At 63.2% G+C, this 15867-nt stretch carries 14 protein-coding genes and 2 pseudogenes; 5 read left to right on the top strand and 11 right to left on the bottom strand.

Features of this window, described 5'->3' with window-relative positions; all coding sequences use genetic code 11:
- Positions 1–297 precede the first annotated feature (297 nt).
- Together E3T31_RS05610 and E3T31_RS05605 are read right to left on the bottom strand one after the other, a co-directional pair.
- A complete protein-coding gene (locus E3T31_RS05610) occupies positions 298–1392 on the bottom strand; it encodes an SDR family oxidoreductase (RefSeq protein WP_134467855.1) in 1095 nt (364 codons plus the stop codon).
- Positions 1393–1540: 148 nt separating this feature from the next.
- The gene (locus tag E3T31_RS05605; RefSeq protein WP_134467854.1) at positions 1541–2452 is read right to left on the bottom strand and encodes a DUF808 domain-containing protein; all 912 of its coding nucleotides are present in this window, start codon (positions 2450–2452) and stop codon (positions 1541–1543) included.
- A 289-nt stretch (positions 2453–2741) separates the two neighbouring features.
- Here E3T31_RS05605 and E3T31_RS05600 point away from each other — a divergent pair, with 289 nt between their 5' ends.
- Entirely contained in the window at positions 2742–3248 is a 507-nt protein-coding gene (locus tag E3T31_RS05600; RefSeq protein ID WP_134467853.1) for an alpha/beta fold hydrolase, read from the top strand.
- Positions 3249–3405: 157 nt separating this feature from the next.
- Here E3T31_RS05600 and E3T31_RS05595 read toward each other — a convergent pair.
- From E3T31_RS05595 to E3T31_RS05570, 6 genes and pseudogenes are all read right to left on the bottom strand, one after another.
- Positions 3406–3498, bottom strand: a pseudogene (locus E3T31_RS05595) (multicopper oxidase domain-containing protein); the annotation flags it as partial.
- Positions 3499–3515: 17 nt separating this feature from the next.
- A complete protein-coding gene (locus tag E3T31_RS05590) occupies positions 3516–4442 on the bottom strand; it encodes an exo-alpha-sialidase (RefSeq protein ID WP_134467852.1) in 927 nt (308 codons plus the stop codon).
- A 22-nt stretch (positions 4443–4464) separates the two neighbouring features.
- Positions 4465–5724, bottom strand: a complete 1260-nt coding sequence (locus E3T31_RS05585) for a M23 family metallopeptidase (RefSeq protein WP_134467851.1) — start codon at positions 5722–5724, stop codon at positions 4465–4467.
- Entirely contained in the window at positions 5717–6376 is a 660-nt protein-coding gene (locus E3T31_RS05580) for a M23 family metallopeptidase (RefSeq protein WP_166788394.1), read from the bottom strand. Before E3T31_RS05580 ends, E3T31_RS05585 begins: the two co-directional genes overlap by 8 nt.
- Before the next feature lie 330 nt (positions 6377–6706).
- Positions 6707–7291, bottom strand: coding sequence for a DUF305 domain-containing protein (locus E3T31_RS05575; protein ID WP_134467849.1), 585 nt, complete (start codon positions 7289–7291; stop codon positions 6707–6709).
- Positions 7292–7384: 93 nt separating this feature from the next.
- On the bottom strand, positions 7385–7828 hold the full coding sequence (locus E3T31_RS05570) for a hypothetical protein (protein ID WP_134467848.1): 444 nt from the start codon (positions 7826–7828) through the stop codon (positions 7385–7387).
- Between the two features lie 982 nt (positions 7829–8810).
- Here E3T31_RS05570 and E3T31_RS05565 point away from each other — a divergent pair.
- The 4 genes and pseudogenes from E3T31_RS05565 (at position 8811) to E3T31_RS05555 (ending at position 11652) form a co-directional block, all read left to right on the top strand.
- Positions 8811–9506, top strand: a complete 696-nt coding sequence (locus E3T31_RS05565) for a hypothetical protein (protein WP_134467847.1) — start codon at positions 8811–8813, stop codon at positions 9504–9506.
- Positions 9507–9880: 374 nt separating this feature from the next.
- Positions 9881–10033: pseudogene (locus E3T31_RS18640) on the top strand (ISL3 family transposase); the annotation flags it as partial.
- A 454-nt stretch (positions 10034–10487) separates the two neighbouring features.
- Positions 10488–11057: an RNA polymerase sigma factor gene (locus E3T31_RS05560; protein WP_134467889.1), complete on the top strand. Its 570-nt coding sequence runs from the start codon at positions 10488–10490 to the stop codon at positions 11055–11057.
- Positions 11044–11652, top strand: coding sequence for a hypothetical protein (locus tag E3T31_RS05555; protein WP_134467846.1), 609 nt, complete (start codon positions 11044–11046; stop codon positions 11650–11652). The genes E3T31_RS05560 and E3T31_RS05555 overlap by 14 nt, the downstream gene beginning before the upstream one ends.
- A gap of 749 nt (positions 11653–12401) precedes the next feature.
- Here the strand turns inward: E3T31_RS05555 and E3T31_RS05550 are convergent.
- From E3T31_RS05550 to E3T31_RS05540, 3 genes are read right to left on the bottom strand one after another with little or no spacing between them, the layout of a single operon-like run.
- Entirely contained in the window at positions 12402–13712 is a 1311-nt protein-coding gene (locus tag E3T31_RS05550; protein WP_134467845.1) for an MFS transporter, read from the bottom strand.
- Positions 13713–13745: 33 nt separating this feature from the next.
- On the bottom strand, positions 13746–14660 hold the full coding sequence (locus E3T31_RS05545) for a 3-hydroxyacyl-CoA dehydrogenase family protein (protein ID WP_134467844.1): 915 nt from the start codon (positions 14658–14660) through the stop codon (positions 13746–13748).
- Entirely contained in the window at positions 14657–15841 is a 1185-nt protein-coding gene (locus tag E3T31_RS05540; protein ID WP_134467843.1) for a thiolase family protein, read from the bottom strand. Before E3T31_RS05540 ends, E3T31_RS05545 begins: the two co-directional genes overlap by 4 nt.
- Positions 15842–15867 lie beyond the last annotated feature (26 nt).

The following is a 15867-nucleotide window of genomic DNA, read 5'->3' as shown; positions in this document are numbered from 1 at the left end:
CCGCCCGATCACCGCAGGCAAGCCGCACTACTGTGCGCCCCGCTGACAAACGCGACACCACCTCGAACCCGGCCGCCTCGAACCGCGAGAGTGACCCTTGGTAGAGCTCTGCCGCCGACACCGTGGCCTTCGTCGTCACATCCACCGGGTAGCCTTCGAGCACGCGGGCCCCCAGTGATCGTGCCTGCTCCACGGCCCCACGCTCCAGTGCACCGCCAATTCCGCGCCGCCGGTCCCCGACCCGCACCACAAAGCAAGTGACCGCCCAAACGGATGCATTCTATTCCCCGCGAGAGGTCAGGCTGCGGAGCCAGGTATGAGCTTCTCGGCACGATAGCGGTCGAATAGGGACGTGAAGGAGTCGATCGTGCGGTGGTGCGGGGTGAAGCCTGCGAGGCGGCTCTTGGTGATGTCGGTGAACACTTCGATGGTGCGGCCGAGGTCGGCGTCGGTGTGCCACCAGGACGCGATGCGCCCCAGATCGGACTCGACGAGGCCGTGTGCGGTGGCGACGTCGACCCAGACCGGCTCCATGCCGGCCATCTGCACCTCGAGGGGACGCGGCTCGTTCACGAAACCTTCCGGATCGACGTCAAAGTAGGCGGCGATCTTCGGCCACATCGCGCGCCAGCGAAAGACATCGCCGTTGACGACATTGAATGCTTCGTTTGCCCCGGCATCCGTTGTCGCGGCCCACACCATCTGCTCGGCGAGGATGGTCGCGTCGGTCATGTCGGTGACGCCGTTCCACTGGGTCTCGCTGCCGGGGAACACAAAGGGAATGCTGAGGTGCTTGCACAGGGACGCCTGCGCGGCGAGGGTGAGTCCCATGTTCATGAGGTTGCCGACGGCATGGCCGATCACGGTGTGCGAGCGGTGCACCGACCAGGTAAACCCTTGGCGAGCGGATGCCGCGAACAGCTCGTCTTCCTGCGCGTAGTAGAAGTTCGCCACATTGAGGCGCGGTTCGTCTTCATGAAAGGGGGTGTCGGGCATATTGCCCTGTCCGTAGGCCTCGAACGGGCCGAGGTAGTGCTTGAGCCCGGTGACGAGGGCGACGTGGCGCACCGGCGCGTGGGCGAGTGCGGCGAGGAGGTCCCGCACCATGCCGGCGTTCACCTCGATGTTGAGTTCCTCGGTGTCCTGACGTGACCAGGCGGTGAAGAAGACCTGTTCGGGGTTCTCGTCGGCCAGTGCGCGCTTCAGGTCGGCGGCGGAGCGCAGGTCCGCCTGGATCCAGCGCACCCCGGGTAGGTCGCGGCCGCTGCGGCGGGCCAGGGCGAGAACCTGCCAGCCCTGGGCGGAGAGCTGGTCGACGACGGCGGATCCGGTGATGCCGGAAGCTCCGACGACGAGGGCGGTGCGGGTGTGGAGCTCGGGTGAAATAGTCATTATTTTGTGTAACCGCGTGGTGTGGGAGGTATTCCTCACGCCATGGCAGCCCAGTTTGGGGACGACGTTGCCGGGCCGGCGGGGCCACGACCGCCGCCGGCGGGCATCCGTTTCTGAGGTGAGGCAGGCAACTACGTCGACGCGTCAACTAGACACGCGGCGCTGGGTGTTCCTCCGCGACGACGTCTGTCCTGTTTCGCTTGAGCATGCCCGATATTTTGAACACGATCCCGACGATGATCAGGCCGAGGATCAGGCCGAACACGGCCGACATCGCGGTGTCGGTGACCCAGACGACGATGGCGCCGGCAGATTCGATGGCCTGCGTGACGGTGTGCAAGACGTCATAGGGGCCGTGCCAGAAAGTCTCGGCGAGGTTGACGATCACCAAATGGCCGCCAACCCACAGCATTGCGACCGTACCGATGATTCCGATCATTCGGAACGCAGCGGGCATGGAGGCCACGATGCGCGCGCCGGTGCGTCGCACCCGCCGTGCGGGGTTTTTCATCAGTGACAGGCCGATGTCGTCGATCTTGACTAAGAGCGCGACCGCGCCGTAGACGAGCACGGTCATGCCGAGGCCGATCACCACCAAGGCGCCGAGCGTCATCCAGATGCCAAAATCGGGGTCGAGGCTGGCCAGCGCGATCAGCATGATCTCGGTGCTGAGGATGAGGTCGGTGCGAATGGCGCCGAAAATGAGTTTGCGCTCATCCCGTGATTCGGTCTCGTCGGTGGCGTGATGCGCGCCGAACCATTCGGTGACTTTCTCCGCGCCCTCGAAACACAGGTAAGTGCCGCCGAGGATGAGCAGCCAGGGCAACACCCAGGGCGCGAACGCGGACAGGAGCAACGCGAGCGGGATGATGACGAACTTGTTGAACAGACTGCCGAGGGCGATGCGCCAGACGACGTGCAGCTCGCGCGCCGGCGACAGCCCCTGAACATATTGCGGGGTGACGGCTGCGTCGTCGATGACGACACCGGCAGACTTCGCGCTCGCTTTGAGTGCGGCGGTGAGTATGTCATCGACGACGGCAAGCAGGCCGACCGACATTTGGTTCTCCTTGGTTGGGGGCGCCCATGTGAAGGGCACCGGCGATGAGGTCCAGAATACCGTGGGGGGATGTGGGTGCGAGCCGCGGCAATTCGGCATCCGCTCTTAAAATACGGATGCTGTTTCCGCGACCTTTCAGATCGTCGCCGATCCGCGACACTGGGCTGCCCCGGCGGTACATGCCAGAGTGACGTCTTGCAAGACTCAGCTTTCTCCCAGCAAAACGCGATTACGCCGATCCGCCGTCCCGAATACGGTCAAGGCACCATTCCGAGTTTATGGAGAAAAAATGCCTGTCATCACCGTTCCTGCGTCGAACGATTCCGACATCGAACTGCACTACGAAGACGTCGGCGCCGGCAAACCCGTCATGCTGATTCACGGCTGGCCCCTCAGCGGCAGATCCTGGGAGGGCCAGGTGCCCGCACTGGTTGACGCCGGCTACCGGGTGATCACCTATGACCGCCGCGGGTTCGGCCAGTCATCCCAGCCGTGGAACGGGTACGACTACGACACGTTCGCCGCCGACCTAAAGACCGTTCTCGATACCCTGGACCTGCGGGATGTTACCCTCATCGGATTCTCGATGGGCGGCGGCGAGCTCGCCCGTTACGTCAGTACCTACGGCACCGACCGCGTGGCGAAACTCGTCTTCGCCAGCGCGGTGACCCCGTACCTATGGAAGTCGGAGGACAACCCTGATGGCGGTGTCGACGCCGCCCTGGCCGAGTGGTTCCACGACGGCCTGAGCGCAGATCGACCGGCATTCCTGCACGAGTTCCTCCGCACGGAGTGACCGTTTCGCACAAGGCCGAGTGGAACCGGCACGTGCTCGCGTTCCTCGCGAAGTAGCCGACTCAAAGAGGGTCCGTCGCTGATCAGTGGCGGGCCCTTCGACACATTGCAGCAACCTCCGTTTCGGCCCCCGCCTTCGGCAAGACGCCCACTGGTGATCACAGCGCTTGAATGACGCCCATCATTCCGGCGTCCTCATGGTCGAGGATGTGGCAGTGGCAGACGGTTCGTCCGTTGAAAACGTCGAATGCGCATGGTGCTGCGCATGCTAACTGGACAGCGATACCAGCGCGGTCCAGGTCTTACCGAAGTCGTCGCTGGCGGCGATGCCGGTGACGTCTGCGACGAGGATCCAGGGCGAGGAGCCGCCGACGACGGCGAACGCTTCGGGGGCACGTCCGGTCGTTCCGGTTTGCGTCCACGTCTCGGCGTCCAGGCGCCAAACTGCGCCGCTGGGATCCAGACCGACCAATCCTCCGCCATCGTTGGCGTCGACGGTGTCCAGCAGGAGCAGCACGGGGGCGCCAGGCATCGCGCTGAAGGTGCGACCCACGTCGGTGCTCAGCATGACGCCTTCGGCGGTCGTGGCGTAGAGCCGTTCGGCCTGAGACGGATCCGCGCTCAGGTCGCGGAGTGCAAGGTTCGCTGCCGCTGTCCAGGTGAGGCCGGAGTCGTCACTGACCGAAATGTTCCCGGCGCCCGCGTCGTACCCGTAGACGCGCAGGGTGCCGTCGTCGAGGGGGACGGCATCCAGATCGTGAAAATCAGTCTTGCCCGCCAGCGATAGCACCGTCCAAGACGAGGCGCCGTCGGTGCTGGAGATGAGCCCCAGGTTGGGGAGCGCCAGGTCGCTGGGTTCGCTCGGATCTGGGTGACCAGACGCCAACAACTGCCCGGGCGCGGCCACGGTGAAACCCATCGTGTCCTGCGCAAGGCCGGCGATCTGTATCGGCTGGGTCGTGTCGGCTCGCGGCGCTCCGGCCAGATAAGTGTCGGGCAGCATGCCGGTCGGGATGAGCCACACCCCCTGGTGGGTGGCCGCGTAGGTGTCTCCGGTCAGGGGATCGGCGCCGAGGCCATGCACGTGCTCGACAGCGTTCGCCGTCGAGTTGGTGCTGGGCGTCGAATCCAGATTATTGGCGGAACACCCCGTAAGGATGATGAGGCCGACGAGCGATACCGATAGGGCCGGCATTCGGCATTGTGATCGGTCGAATTTAACCAAGAGTGACTCCGCGAGTGCTCATGAAGGGTTGTGGATTGACGCGGGCACCATTGACGCGTGTTTCAAAGTGCACGTGACAGCCGCTGGACGCACCCGTCGTTCCCACGAGAGCGATGGTGGCGCCTGCGGAAACCTGTTGCCCGGTGCTCACGAGCAGAGAGCTGTTGTGCGCGTAACCGGTTTGGGTACCGTCACCGTGGTCGATGAGGACCCAGTTGCCGTAGGAGCCCAGCCAGCCGGCGTAGCTGACTGTTCCAGCTGATGCTGCCGACACGTTCTGCCCGCAGCCCGCGGCTATGTCGGTTCCATAGTGGAACGCACCGACTCCCGCCACCGGTTTATTGGGTCGAGCCCCATACGCTGAGCTAATCCAGCCTGACACGGGCAAGGTCCAGCCCTGTCCGTTGGGCGTGCTGCTGCCGCCCGCAGGCCTGCTCGCGGCGGCGGCCGCCGAAGCGGCGGCCGCAGCAGCCTGGGCCGCGCGCGCTTTCGCGGCGGCAGCTTCGGCTGCCCGTCGGATTTCTTCGCCCGCAGCGTAGTCGGCTTCCGTCGCTGCGCGATCCTCGGTCAGAACTGCTAGCTGCGCCTGTAGGGTTGCGGCAATTTCCTGCTGGTCGGCCAGTGCCGTCTCCACCCGGATGCTCGCGGCCATCGCGTCGGCCAACGCGGTTTCAGCCGTCTCGGCTAGCGCGCCGAGCGTCTGCTGTGCGACCTGGGCCTGATCCGTGAGCGATCTGGCGGAGTTTGCATCAGCGGCGGCGGACTCATAGACCACGCTCATCCGCTCGGTCAGCTTGCTCATGGAGCCAAGCTGATTCAAAAGGTCGCTGGCGCTAGGCCCGTCTAAAAACAGCGACAACGACAGGTCGCTGTTTCCCGACCGAGCGAGCATGGCCGCCAGCCGGCCGGCCTGTTCGCCCGAAATGGCGGCGGCGGCCGAAGCCGCGTCGGCCTGGTCCCGCAAATTCGTTGCTCGCAAGGTCGCATCGTCGAATGCGTTTTGCGCGGCCTCGTAGGTGGCCGCGCGACGAGATGCTTCGGCACGCGCAGCATCCACTTCGGCGGTGAGGCCTGCGATCAGCCCGGTCAACTCCGTGACCTGCGCTTGTTTACCAGCTTCGGACGAGCGCGCGGTTTCCACATCGGACCAGCTCGGGTACTCGGCTGCGCCGGCCGGCACCGCGATCCCGAGGAGCAACAGAACCGTTACTGCTACGAGAGCGAACCGAGCGCCAGCCCCGCGCCTAGTCAAGTGACACCCCTCGGGTGCTCATGAATATTTCCGCGTCGATGCGTTCACCGTCGACGCGGGTTTCGAAGTGCACGTGGCAGCCGCTGGATGCACCTGTTGATCCCACTACGGCGATGATTTCACCGGCCACGACCAGTTGACCGGCGTCGACGAGGAGCTGACTGTTGTGGGCATATCCCGTCTCGACGCCGTTGCCGTGGTCGATGAGAATCCAGTTGCCATAGGAACCCTGATAGCCCGAGGTGACAACTTTGCCTCCGGTGGCCGCGAAGACGGGCTGGCCGCAGGGTGCGGCTATGTCGGTTCCGTTGTGGAAGTCGCCGACACCATCAACGGGTTTGTTCGGGCGAGAACCGAAGGGGCTCGATATTCGGCCCAGAACTGGTAGAGCCCAGCCTTGGTCGCTGAGCTGGCCCGGACTTAAGCTGGCCCATTTCCCATTGCTGGCGACTTCGGTGTACGAGGCCGGTTCGGGTGCTTCCGTGATGGTGTATCCGTCGCGTTCAATGAGAACGGATGCCGTCCCTTCTGCGCTGAGGCTTTGTAGCTCGTCCGCCGGGGCGGCGCTCGCAGCAGCGGCTTGCTGTGATTCTGTGTTGACCGCCAGCGCGGGCAGGGACGTGCTTATTGCGAAGAGCGCGATCATCGCCATGGCGCTTCCGGCCGCAGCTCGCTGGCGCAGCGAGATCGAACGGGGTACAACTTTCGCCGCTGGCGCAGTTTTCGAGGGGTCCGAGCGACCCGTGCGCAGCATGCTCTCCATGGCGCGCAAATCGCGTCGTGACATTGGTGGAATGGCGCCGGGAAGGCGGGGCGCTGTGGCGACGTGACCGGTGTTATCCACGTAGTACCGCCCCCGCGACGCGCAGCAGAGAAAGAATTTGACGGCAATGCATACTTGTGTCCTTGCAGGTCATTCAGAAAACGAACGGTGGGTTCCACCGGCGGGTCCTCCAGAGAAGGACCCGCCGGACGTGCCGCTCTAGAGCGAGGCGAGGAGCGCGGCCATCTCGTCGATTTCGGCCGTCTGCGTCTTGACGATGTTGGCGGCCATCGCCTGCGCATCCGCATTCTCCCCATCATCAATTTCGAGCTGCGCCATCGCGACAGCACCCTCATGATGCACCGTCATTTGTTCCAGGAACAGGGTGCTGGCCTCTACCCCAGAGGTATCCTGCAGCGCCATCATGTCGTCGTCGGACATCATCCCGTCAGAGCCGCCGCCCATGCCCGACATGCCGTTTTCATCCTCGCCCCATGCCGTCAACCAGTCTTTCAGCTGCGTGATCTCCGGTTCCTGAGCGGCCTTGATCTCCGTAGCGAGGTCGATCACGCTTTCATCAATACCGTCCTTGGCAAGGAGGTCATCGCTCATTTGAACGGCCTGCTCGTGATGGGGGATCATCATCTGCGCAAAGGTCACGTCGGCGGAATTGAACGCCGCTGTGGTTTGGCTGGCGGAGGGGGCTGCTGAATCGGTGGCGGGATTGCCACCAGCGCATGAGCTGAGGGTGAGAGTGGTCGCGAGGGCCACAGCAGCATACAGAAAAGTTCGTGGTTTAAACATTGTTCATCCATTCGTTGTAGGCAGTAGAAACCGAGTGGCCGCAAGCACGGCCAAGCTCCGAAGCCACGTGCTGGCTCGGAACTACATCACGGTCTAAACGCGACAGATGGAGAGAAGAGTGAGGCTGGGTCGCTGAACCGGTAGGTCGATGGTGCGCCAGGAGTTCAGGAGGATGCTGCCGGCGTCGAGCAGGCGCCGATAGGTGGCCGGAAGCCGAGTCAGGAACACCAGGGCGACGAGCGTGAGGAGCAGAACACAAGTCATCGCGAGCAGGGCGCAATCGAGCATCCCGTCCAGGCTCCCGGACGAGATCGCAGCAACGACGGGAGCAGCCATGACAGCACCCATTCCCATCACCGAAGATTGTTGCTCAGACACAGTCGATGAAGCAGCGGGCGGCGTATGCATGGCATGCCCGGTGGCCTCGGAATGAATGGCGAAAACGGCGAAAAGCAGCGCGGCGAGAGCGAGCAAGGCGACGAAAGGCGACAAAGAGACGGGTGCAAAGAACCGTTGTGCCGCGCGATCCAGTGTCATTTCACCTACTTCTTTACCTACAGCCAAGATTGAACTGCCAATGTCTTCCCTCGCAGAATACCCCACGGCACGCTGTGAATCCTGAATGCCAGCGGGAGATGACAATGACCTGCACACCACCTACGAGGAAGCAGTACGGCCTTCTTCGTCTTCAGATTCCGCGCCATGCGTTCCCGGAGTGTCGCATTGGCGGGGATCTGCTTGACACATCCACCCACTTCCACGGTTCGGCATCCCTTCCACAATTTGATGGCTATGCGAGTGACGTGACTAATCCGGGCTTTCGTTAGGACTGTCGTTGCCCCAATTTTCGACCGGCTCGCGCTGTGTGGCACCACGATCATTCCTTGCATAACACCGCGCTGAATGACTATTCAGGGCTGGCCGCGCACTATCACCTGCATGATCCACTCGAACGGGCACTCCTTCCGCAGGGAGAATTCGACGTGGCCCTGACCAGTAACGACGCCATGTGTGCTCAGGGCGGAGCGCTCGCTGAAGTGGAGATAGCGCGAGAGCTTATTGGGGATACCGCGTGCGCCCGTCGCAACGCTGGTTCAGTATTTTATGCAGGAGCACCTTGAGCGCGTGCGAAGAAGCCGGCTGACGGCCGTCAATGTCCGGGGTGCCGGTCGTATGATGCGGCTGCGCATCCCGTCGTCCGCCCCAGCGATTTCGGCAGTGGAAGACGATCAGGCGAGCAGAAGTCCAATCTTTCAGAACTGTATTCCACCAGGTCTCGCACAACGACGGTCTCATCGATCGGTTCGCCAGACCACCATGACGATGAAAAGGACATTCGTAAGCTGCGGACAAAGTCGGCAACGACCACTGTCAGGAATCTCGATTTGCGGATACCCTTCGCCGCAGACGTGCGTGCGTGCGAGTGATGCCAATCCAATTGGCCGAGAGCTACGAACTGACGTTGTCTCATCTAACCCTCGGGATCGTCCCGATGGGCGAGGTCACAAAGGAGTGAAACGTGAAGAAGAACATTAAACTGGTGCTGGGCGCGAGTGCAGCTGCGCTAATCGCCCTGTCGTTGGGCGCCGCGCCGGCGTCAGCGCATGTCCCGAAATCGGTGCGCGGCAACGTGGTGCTGACTGCCCACCTCACGGAGTTGAACGACTCCGGAGCGTCGGGTAGCGCGTACGCCGTCGTTCGCGGGGAGACAATTCGGGCGATCGGAATTCGCGCGCGGGGTTTGACGCCCGATGCTCCCCACGCACAGCACATCCACTACGGCGAACAGGCCATGAATGAGTGTCCCACGCTCGCGTTGGACAGCAACGCCGACGGACGACTGAACACCGTCGAGGGTGTTCCGGCGTACGGACCCGTTGTGGTGTCCCTCAACACCAGCGGAGACACTACGCCGGCCAGTTTTCTGGATGTTTCGCGGTTCCCCGTCTCGAAAAACGGCTCCTATAACTACCTCCGGACCAACATCAGATTTACAGACGTGGCCGGAACCGGTTACCCGGGAGCCGAAGGGCTCGGCACCGCCGCGCAGATTGCCGAGGCCATCCGTGACGGTGAAGGTGTTGTCGTGATCCACGGAATCGACCACGACGGCAACGGAACGTACAACGTCAGCGATCCCGAGGGTGTAAGCGAGCTGGACCCCACCCTCCCCGCCGAGGCAACCGACCCGGCTGCCTGCGGAGTCCTGCACTAGCTGTGAACGTCCGGTGAAGGCTGAGGTCCAGGCGCCGTGCGGGCGCGCAGAGTGCCGCACGGTCCTGGGCTTCATCCTTCGACACTGTGTCAACTTTCCGAGGCCGGCTCGAGCGCGCTCAAGCGGGGGTCGGTGTGGTTCACCTGGGTCGCCGCGGAGAGAAAGCCTCCGTCGGATGCGGTCGCGTTCGTTGGCGTTCGCTCCAAATTGCGCCAGCCACGACGTCCCCTACTATCCAGACTGCGCCGCTGTACAAGCCTCCGAAGCTGCCCTCCCCGCTGTTGGCAGTCTCTGTGCCAACGCGGGGTCAGAAGACAATCCCCGACGAACTAGTAAAGAGCACCATTGGCACAATGGATGCCGGTAGCCGGTAGGTGCGCCGCAGTCAGTTGTCCCATCGGCTGAGCTCGATCTGCCTCTCCAATGGCCGCGAATCTATGAACACCAAGATCCGTCTCATGACCCGCATCGCCCTCGCCATGCTCAGCCTCGGCGGGCACAAACCGGCACTTCCCTGCCGGAATTAACCCACGGAAGAGTCAGAAGAGCCCGAAAAGTCCCGGTAAATCTTGCGGTCTACCGGGACTTTTGGTGGGCCGTTCGGGAAACCCAGCAGGGCGCGGATCGCGGGGGAATCGGGGAATGATTTTCCTCCGCACGGCGCGCGATTTTTCTCCAGTTCGCAGAAATCAGCACGCACCGCTTCGCGGGTATTCGGATGACCGCAGCGCAGCCCTGCACGCCCTCATGAACCGCCAATAATCACCTCGCTGTGCACGGATTGTCATTGAGCGGTGGCAGCAGATTCTCGATGATGCGGCCGTCGACACCGCATCGAGCATCCAGGCCTTTCCCGGCCGCAAGGCCCACGTAGAGGGGCATAGATGTGGCCCAGGCCGGGAACCGACGGGGTGAAACGGTGCGAGATTGCCTCGCATGAAATCCTCGCGCCTCTGCCGGACATGCCTCAGTATGAGAGTTGTGACCGACACCCAGCGCGAAAAGCGGATGCGCAACCTCGTCGCGCTCGTCGGCGACCCTGTGCGCCGCTACCTGCACCGCCGCACCGACGCCGCGACGGCCGACGATGTGATCGGCGACACGCTGCTCGTGTGCTGGCGCCGCCTTGACGAGGTGCCCGACGATGCCCTCCCTTGGGCGATCGTCGTCGCTCGACAGTGCCTCAGCAACGCCCAACGCGCCGAGCGTCGCCGCACCCGTCTCATCGGCCGCATCATCGCGATCGACCCGCCGCCGGCCGTTGCGGACGAGAACCCGGCAGCATCCACCGTCGATGAAGGCACTGCCGTGGCAGCCCGCGTGACCGCAGCCCTCGCCGGCCTGCGTCGAGACGATGCCGAGATCCTGCGGCTGTGGGCGTGGGACGAGTTGACGAGCCCGCAGATTGCCGTTGTGCTCGGCGTCAGCGCGAACGCAGCGGCGATCCGGCTGCACCGCGCGAAGGCGCGCCGCAAGCAGGAGCTACTGAAATCGGGCCACCCGACCGGACATGTACCTTACGACGAAGGGAGCGAAGATGCACGACGATGACCGTGCGCTGCGCGATCAGCTGCGCGCCGCCGATCCGGCCCGCGCGCTGCCCCCTGCCTCGCCGACGTGGCTCGACCACAGAATGGAGCAGATCATGACCGACCAGTCCGTTACCACCCCGGCTGTCACCCCCGAGACGCCGCGACGCGCGTTCCGGCGGTGGATGCCGGTGGCCGGCGTCGCCGCGGGCCTCGCCATCGCCGCCGCTATCGTCGTGCCCCTCGTTCTCGGTAGTCCGGAACCCACCATCGAGGCGCTGCAGCCTCCAATGGGTGGAGGTCTCGCGAGCGGTAGCTGCCTCGTGCTCGAGCCGGCGACCGTCGCGGCGCAGGAGCAGGCGTTCGCCGCGACGGTGCTGCAGATCCAGGGCAACACCGTTGTGCTGGAGGTCACGGAGCGCTTTGTCGGCGAGGTCGCCGATCGCGTGGAGGTGGCGCAGGTCGACGCGATGACCTCCGACTTCTCGGGTGTGCCCTTCGCGGTCGGCCAGAGCTACCTCGTCGGCGCAGTCGATGGAACGATCACGGGATGCGGCGTGACCGGGGCCGACAGTGCCGAGCTTCGCGCGGTCTACGACGCAGCGTTCCCTGGCTGATCTAGGCCCGCGAGAGCGGCTGGCGGGAACAGTGCGTGGAATCGTCCCATCTCATATCGGAACGTCACGGCGGTCAGTGCGACCGCTGTGACGTTCCCCAGAACCACCACTAATCCGGCGGAGTGTAACTGGGCACAGCGGCTGGTCGTTGGAGTTGCGGCGCTGACAAAGGACGACAATGGAGGCTACATTTTTCATTCTCTCGCCGGCAAGTGAGGCGTGTCTGACCCAGAATCACCGGCCCGGCAGCCCACCGCCTCAAATAACTGGCGGACGATCGCGCAGCATCCCCTCATAAAAGAGATCGCTCCTGAGAATCCTCAGGAGCGATTTCTTTTTGTTCCGACCGGGCCGTTTTACGAACGGCCCTTTGGTCGGGCTGACAGGATTCGAACCTGCGACCCCTTGCAGAATCGGAGGCGATTCTGAACTCGACCGAATGTCTTCGAAACTCGCGGATTCCCTTGAATTTGCAGGGAACCGGGCGGTTCGCTTGATCTGAGTGTACGCGTTCAGGTTGGGTCGGCCACGGTTGATTTAGGTGGGTTAATAGTGGGCATTCAGCCAGGATAAATGTGAAAAGCTGATGCGAAGTGGCGCGAAAGACGTGACTTCGAAATAAAGTAACCGGCGTCGTTCACGGCTAAATAAATGAGCCGAAAATCGATCTTCTCGGGGCGGGAAATTACTGTGGCCGTTAGAGAAAGTGTCGACGGTGGGACACTGCGCCGCGCCGCCGACCGCCCATTTTAGGCGTCCTTTAAATCGATGCCCTTGGTTTCCTTCATGATGAAACAGGCCACACCGGTACACGCGCAGAGAATGACGATATAGACACTGGACAGCCAGCCAATATCTAGGGAGTTGAAGAGAGCGTTTAGATAGGGGGCGGTGCCGCCGAACACGGCCACCGAAATGGAATAGGCGAATCCGATGGCCCTGGTGCGGATTCTGGTCGGAAAATTCTCGGAGAGGATCGCCGAGAGCAAAGCGCCGGGGATAGCGACGATCACCAGGGCGATCGCCGAGGCGAGCAGGAGCGTCCACCCCGCAGAACCAATCATGGCGGTCAGGGGGACGGACAGCGCGATCATAAGAACGGCGAAGATCAGCATCATCGGGCGCCGTCCGACTCGGTCGGAAATCCATCCCCAGAGCGGCAGGGTTGCCAGAGCGATCAACTGGGCCAGCAGGGTCATCCAGAAGGCGGTGCCCGAGTCCATGCCTTTCTGGGTGATCGCGTAGGTGGAGGCGTACGAGGTCCAGGTGTAGTGAGCGGCTGTCACCCCGGAGGTCATGGCGATCATCAGCACGATTGCGCGCGTAACCTGGGCCTTTGGGAGCGGTGCCGGCTTTTCGGTGCCGGCCGTGTGCTCGTCGAAGACTTCACTTTCGCCCATGTTGCGTCGCATATAGAGAGCAGCCAGGGCGAGGAAAGCACCGAGGATGAACGGGATGCGCCATCCCCACGCGGCCACACTGTCGTCGGGCATAATACTGGTCACACCGCCGGCGACACCGTAGGCGAGTACAGATCCGCCGAAGATGGCGATGAACACGGCACTGCCCCAGAGTCCGCGATGCCGCCGAGGCGCAATTTCCGCCACGTAGGTATAGGCGGTCGCGGTTTCTCCGCCGTGAGCAAACCCCTGGATGACCCTGACCATGAGCAGCAGGAGTGACGCCCAGGCGCCGGCATTCTGATACGTCGGCATCAGAGCCATGGCCAGACTTCCGCCAGCCATCATGAGCATTGTGGTGACCAGGACGAATTTGCGCCCGCGCCGGTCGGCGACCATGCCGAAGACGATGCCGCCGAGTGGTCGCATCAGGAAGCCGACGGCGAATACTCCCAGGGTCGAGAGGAGTCCGGAGATGGGATCGTCGGGATTGAACATGGCAGCGGCGATGAACGGCGCAAAGACCGCGTAGGCGCTCCACTCATACCATTCGAGAACGTTGCCGAGAGTGCTGGCGATTAGATCCCGCCGCTTCGACCGTTCGGTCACGCCGCTGGTTGGTCTGGCCGTATCGTTGTTGGTCTCGTCGATCTGGGTCATCAGAAAAGGCTCCTTTGCCTTAAGGTATTCACGTCAGTGCGCCCCAAGCAGGATGTCGATGGGTCGCAGGTCGGACACTTTGTCGTGCGGGTAGAATCCGGCCCCGGTCTTTCGTCCGAGCTGTCCGGCCTCGACCAGTCGACGTAGGTTGTTCGGAACGATGGTGGCCGGGTCTCTGGACTCGGCATAAATGGAGTCGGCCACGTCGCAGACCACGTCAAGACCAATGAAATCCGACAGCTCCAGCGGCCCGATGGGATGCCCACAACCGAGTTTCATACCGTCGTCAATGTCTTTCGCGGAGGCATAGCCGGCGTCCAGCATGCGAGCCGCCGAGAGCAGGTAGGGGATCAAGAGCCCGTTGACCGCGAAACCCGGTCTGTCATCAATGGTCAGCGGTGTTTTGTGCAGGCTCGCGCGCACAAAATGTTCGACGGCCGTCACGGTGTGGGGGTCGGTCAGGACGGTCGGGATGACCTCCACGAGGTTCATCCTGGGAACTGGATTGAAGAAATGCAGCCCAAGGAACCTACCCCTCCGGGTCAGGGCTCCGGCGAGTTTGGTAATGGGAATCGAGGAAGTGTTGGTGGCAATGATGGTCTCGACAGGAACGCATTTCTCCAGCCGTCCCAGCACGGAAAGCTTAATCTCGAGGATTTCCGGCACGGCCTCGATGGCCAGGTCACACACCGCGAATTGTGACAGGTCCTCCACCGTGTGCAGTGCGGACAACCAGGACTCGGTGTCCTGACCGCTGCTCTGATGCTTGTCGACCGAACGTTGTAGCGCCGCCTCAATGTGCGTTCGGGCAGCCCGCAGCGCATCCGTTGAAGTATCGTGCAGCAGCACTGTCCTGCCCGCGCGGAGGCAGCTTTCGGCGATTCCGCGGCCCATGGCACCCGAGCCGACAACACCGACCGTTTCAACGCTCACTATTCCGGTATTCATACGTCGTACCTCCTGATCAGAGCGGCCAGTGCCTGGCCTCCGCCGATGCACAGCGTGACGATGCCATATTCCGTGCCGCTGCGCTGCAAATGCCGGGCGGCACGAATGGTGAGGATGGCGCCGGTCGCTCCAATCGGGTGGCCCAGGGCGATGGCCCCGCCGTAGGGGTTGGTTTTCTCCGGATCAAGCTTCAGGTCGCGGATGACGGCGACGGACTGGGCGGCAAAGGCTTCGTTGAGCTCGACGATCCCAATGTCTGCCGGGCTGAGCCCTGTTTCGTCAAAAAGTTTCCGCAGCGCCAGGGCGGGCGCGTAGCCCATCAGCGCCGGATCGATTCCCGCCGTCGCGACGTATTCCAGGGTGGCCAGGCCGCCGAGTCCGCGATCGCGGGCCGTTCTCTCCTTCGTCAGAATCACGGCCGCGCCGCCATCGTTGATTCCCGATGAGTTGCCAGCGGTCACGCTGCCCCCCGTCTGGAACGCCGGGCGCAGCCCCTGAAGGGTCTCGAGGGTGGTGTCCGGGCGCGGTGCCTCATCGACGGTCACCGTCACTGGCTGCTTCCCGGGCACCAGAACCGGCGTGATTTCCTCTAGAAAAGCCGCCTGAGCTTCCGCGGTGCCCGCTCTGCGTTGGCTCTCCCAGGCAAACTCATCCTGCTCCCGACGAGACACCCCGTATTTTTTTGCCACGTTTTCGGCCGTGACACCCATGTGTTTTTCGCTGAACGGGTCGGTGAGCATGGCCAGTGTGCCGTCGACTTGGGTGCGGTCCCCCAGCCGGGCATTGCCGCGGGCGTTGTAATCCAGGAAGGGCATCCGAGACATCGATTCATCGCCGCCGGCCAGGATGAACTCGGCTCCGCCCCAGCGCAGCTGCTGCGCAGCCGACCAGATGGCCTGCAGACCGCTGCCGCAGAGCCTATTCACGGTAAAGGCGGGGGTACGCTCGGGCACGCCGGCTGCCAGAGCGACGCGGCGGGCGTTGTAGGCATCCGCACCGGCCTGGCCGACGCAGCCCATGATGACCTCGTCGATGTCGTCCGTGGTAATGCCGCTCCGCTCAATTGCCGCGACTGCGGCAATGGCCCCCAGCTCGTGTGCCGGTACGGCCGCCAGGGCCCCGCCGTATTTCCCAACGGGCGTTCTGGCTCCGTCGACGATGACTATTTTCTGCTCTGACACTGCGATCTCGCTTCTATGACGTGAAT

Source organism: Cryobacterium sp. TMS1-13-1, from assembly GCF_004403125.1.
Lineage (GTDB): Bacteria > Actinomycetota > Actinomycetes > Actinomycetales > Microbacteriaceae > Cryobacterium > Cryobacterium levicorallinum.
Note: the sequence above shows the minus strand (reverse complement) of the source record. Positions and strands in the feature narration are given on the sequence as shown.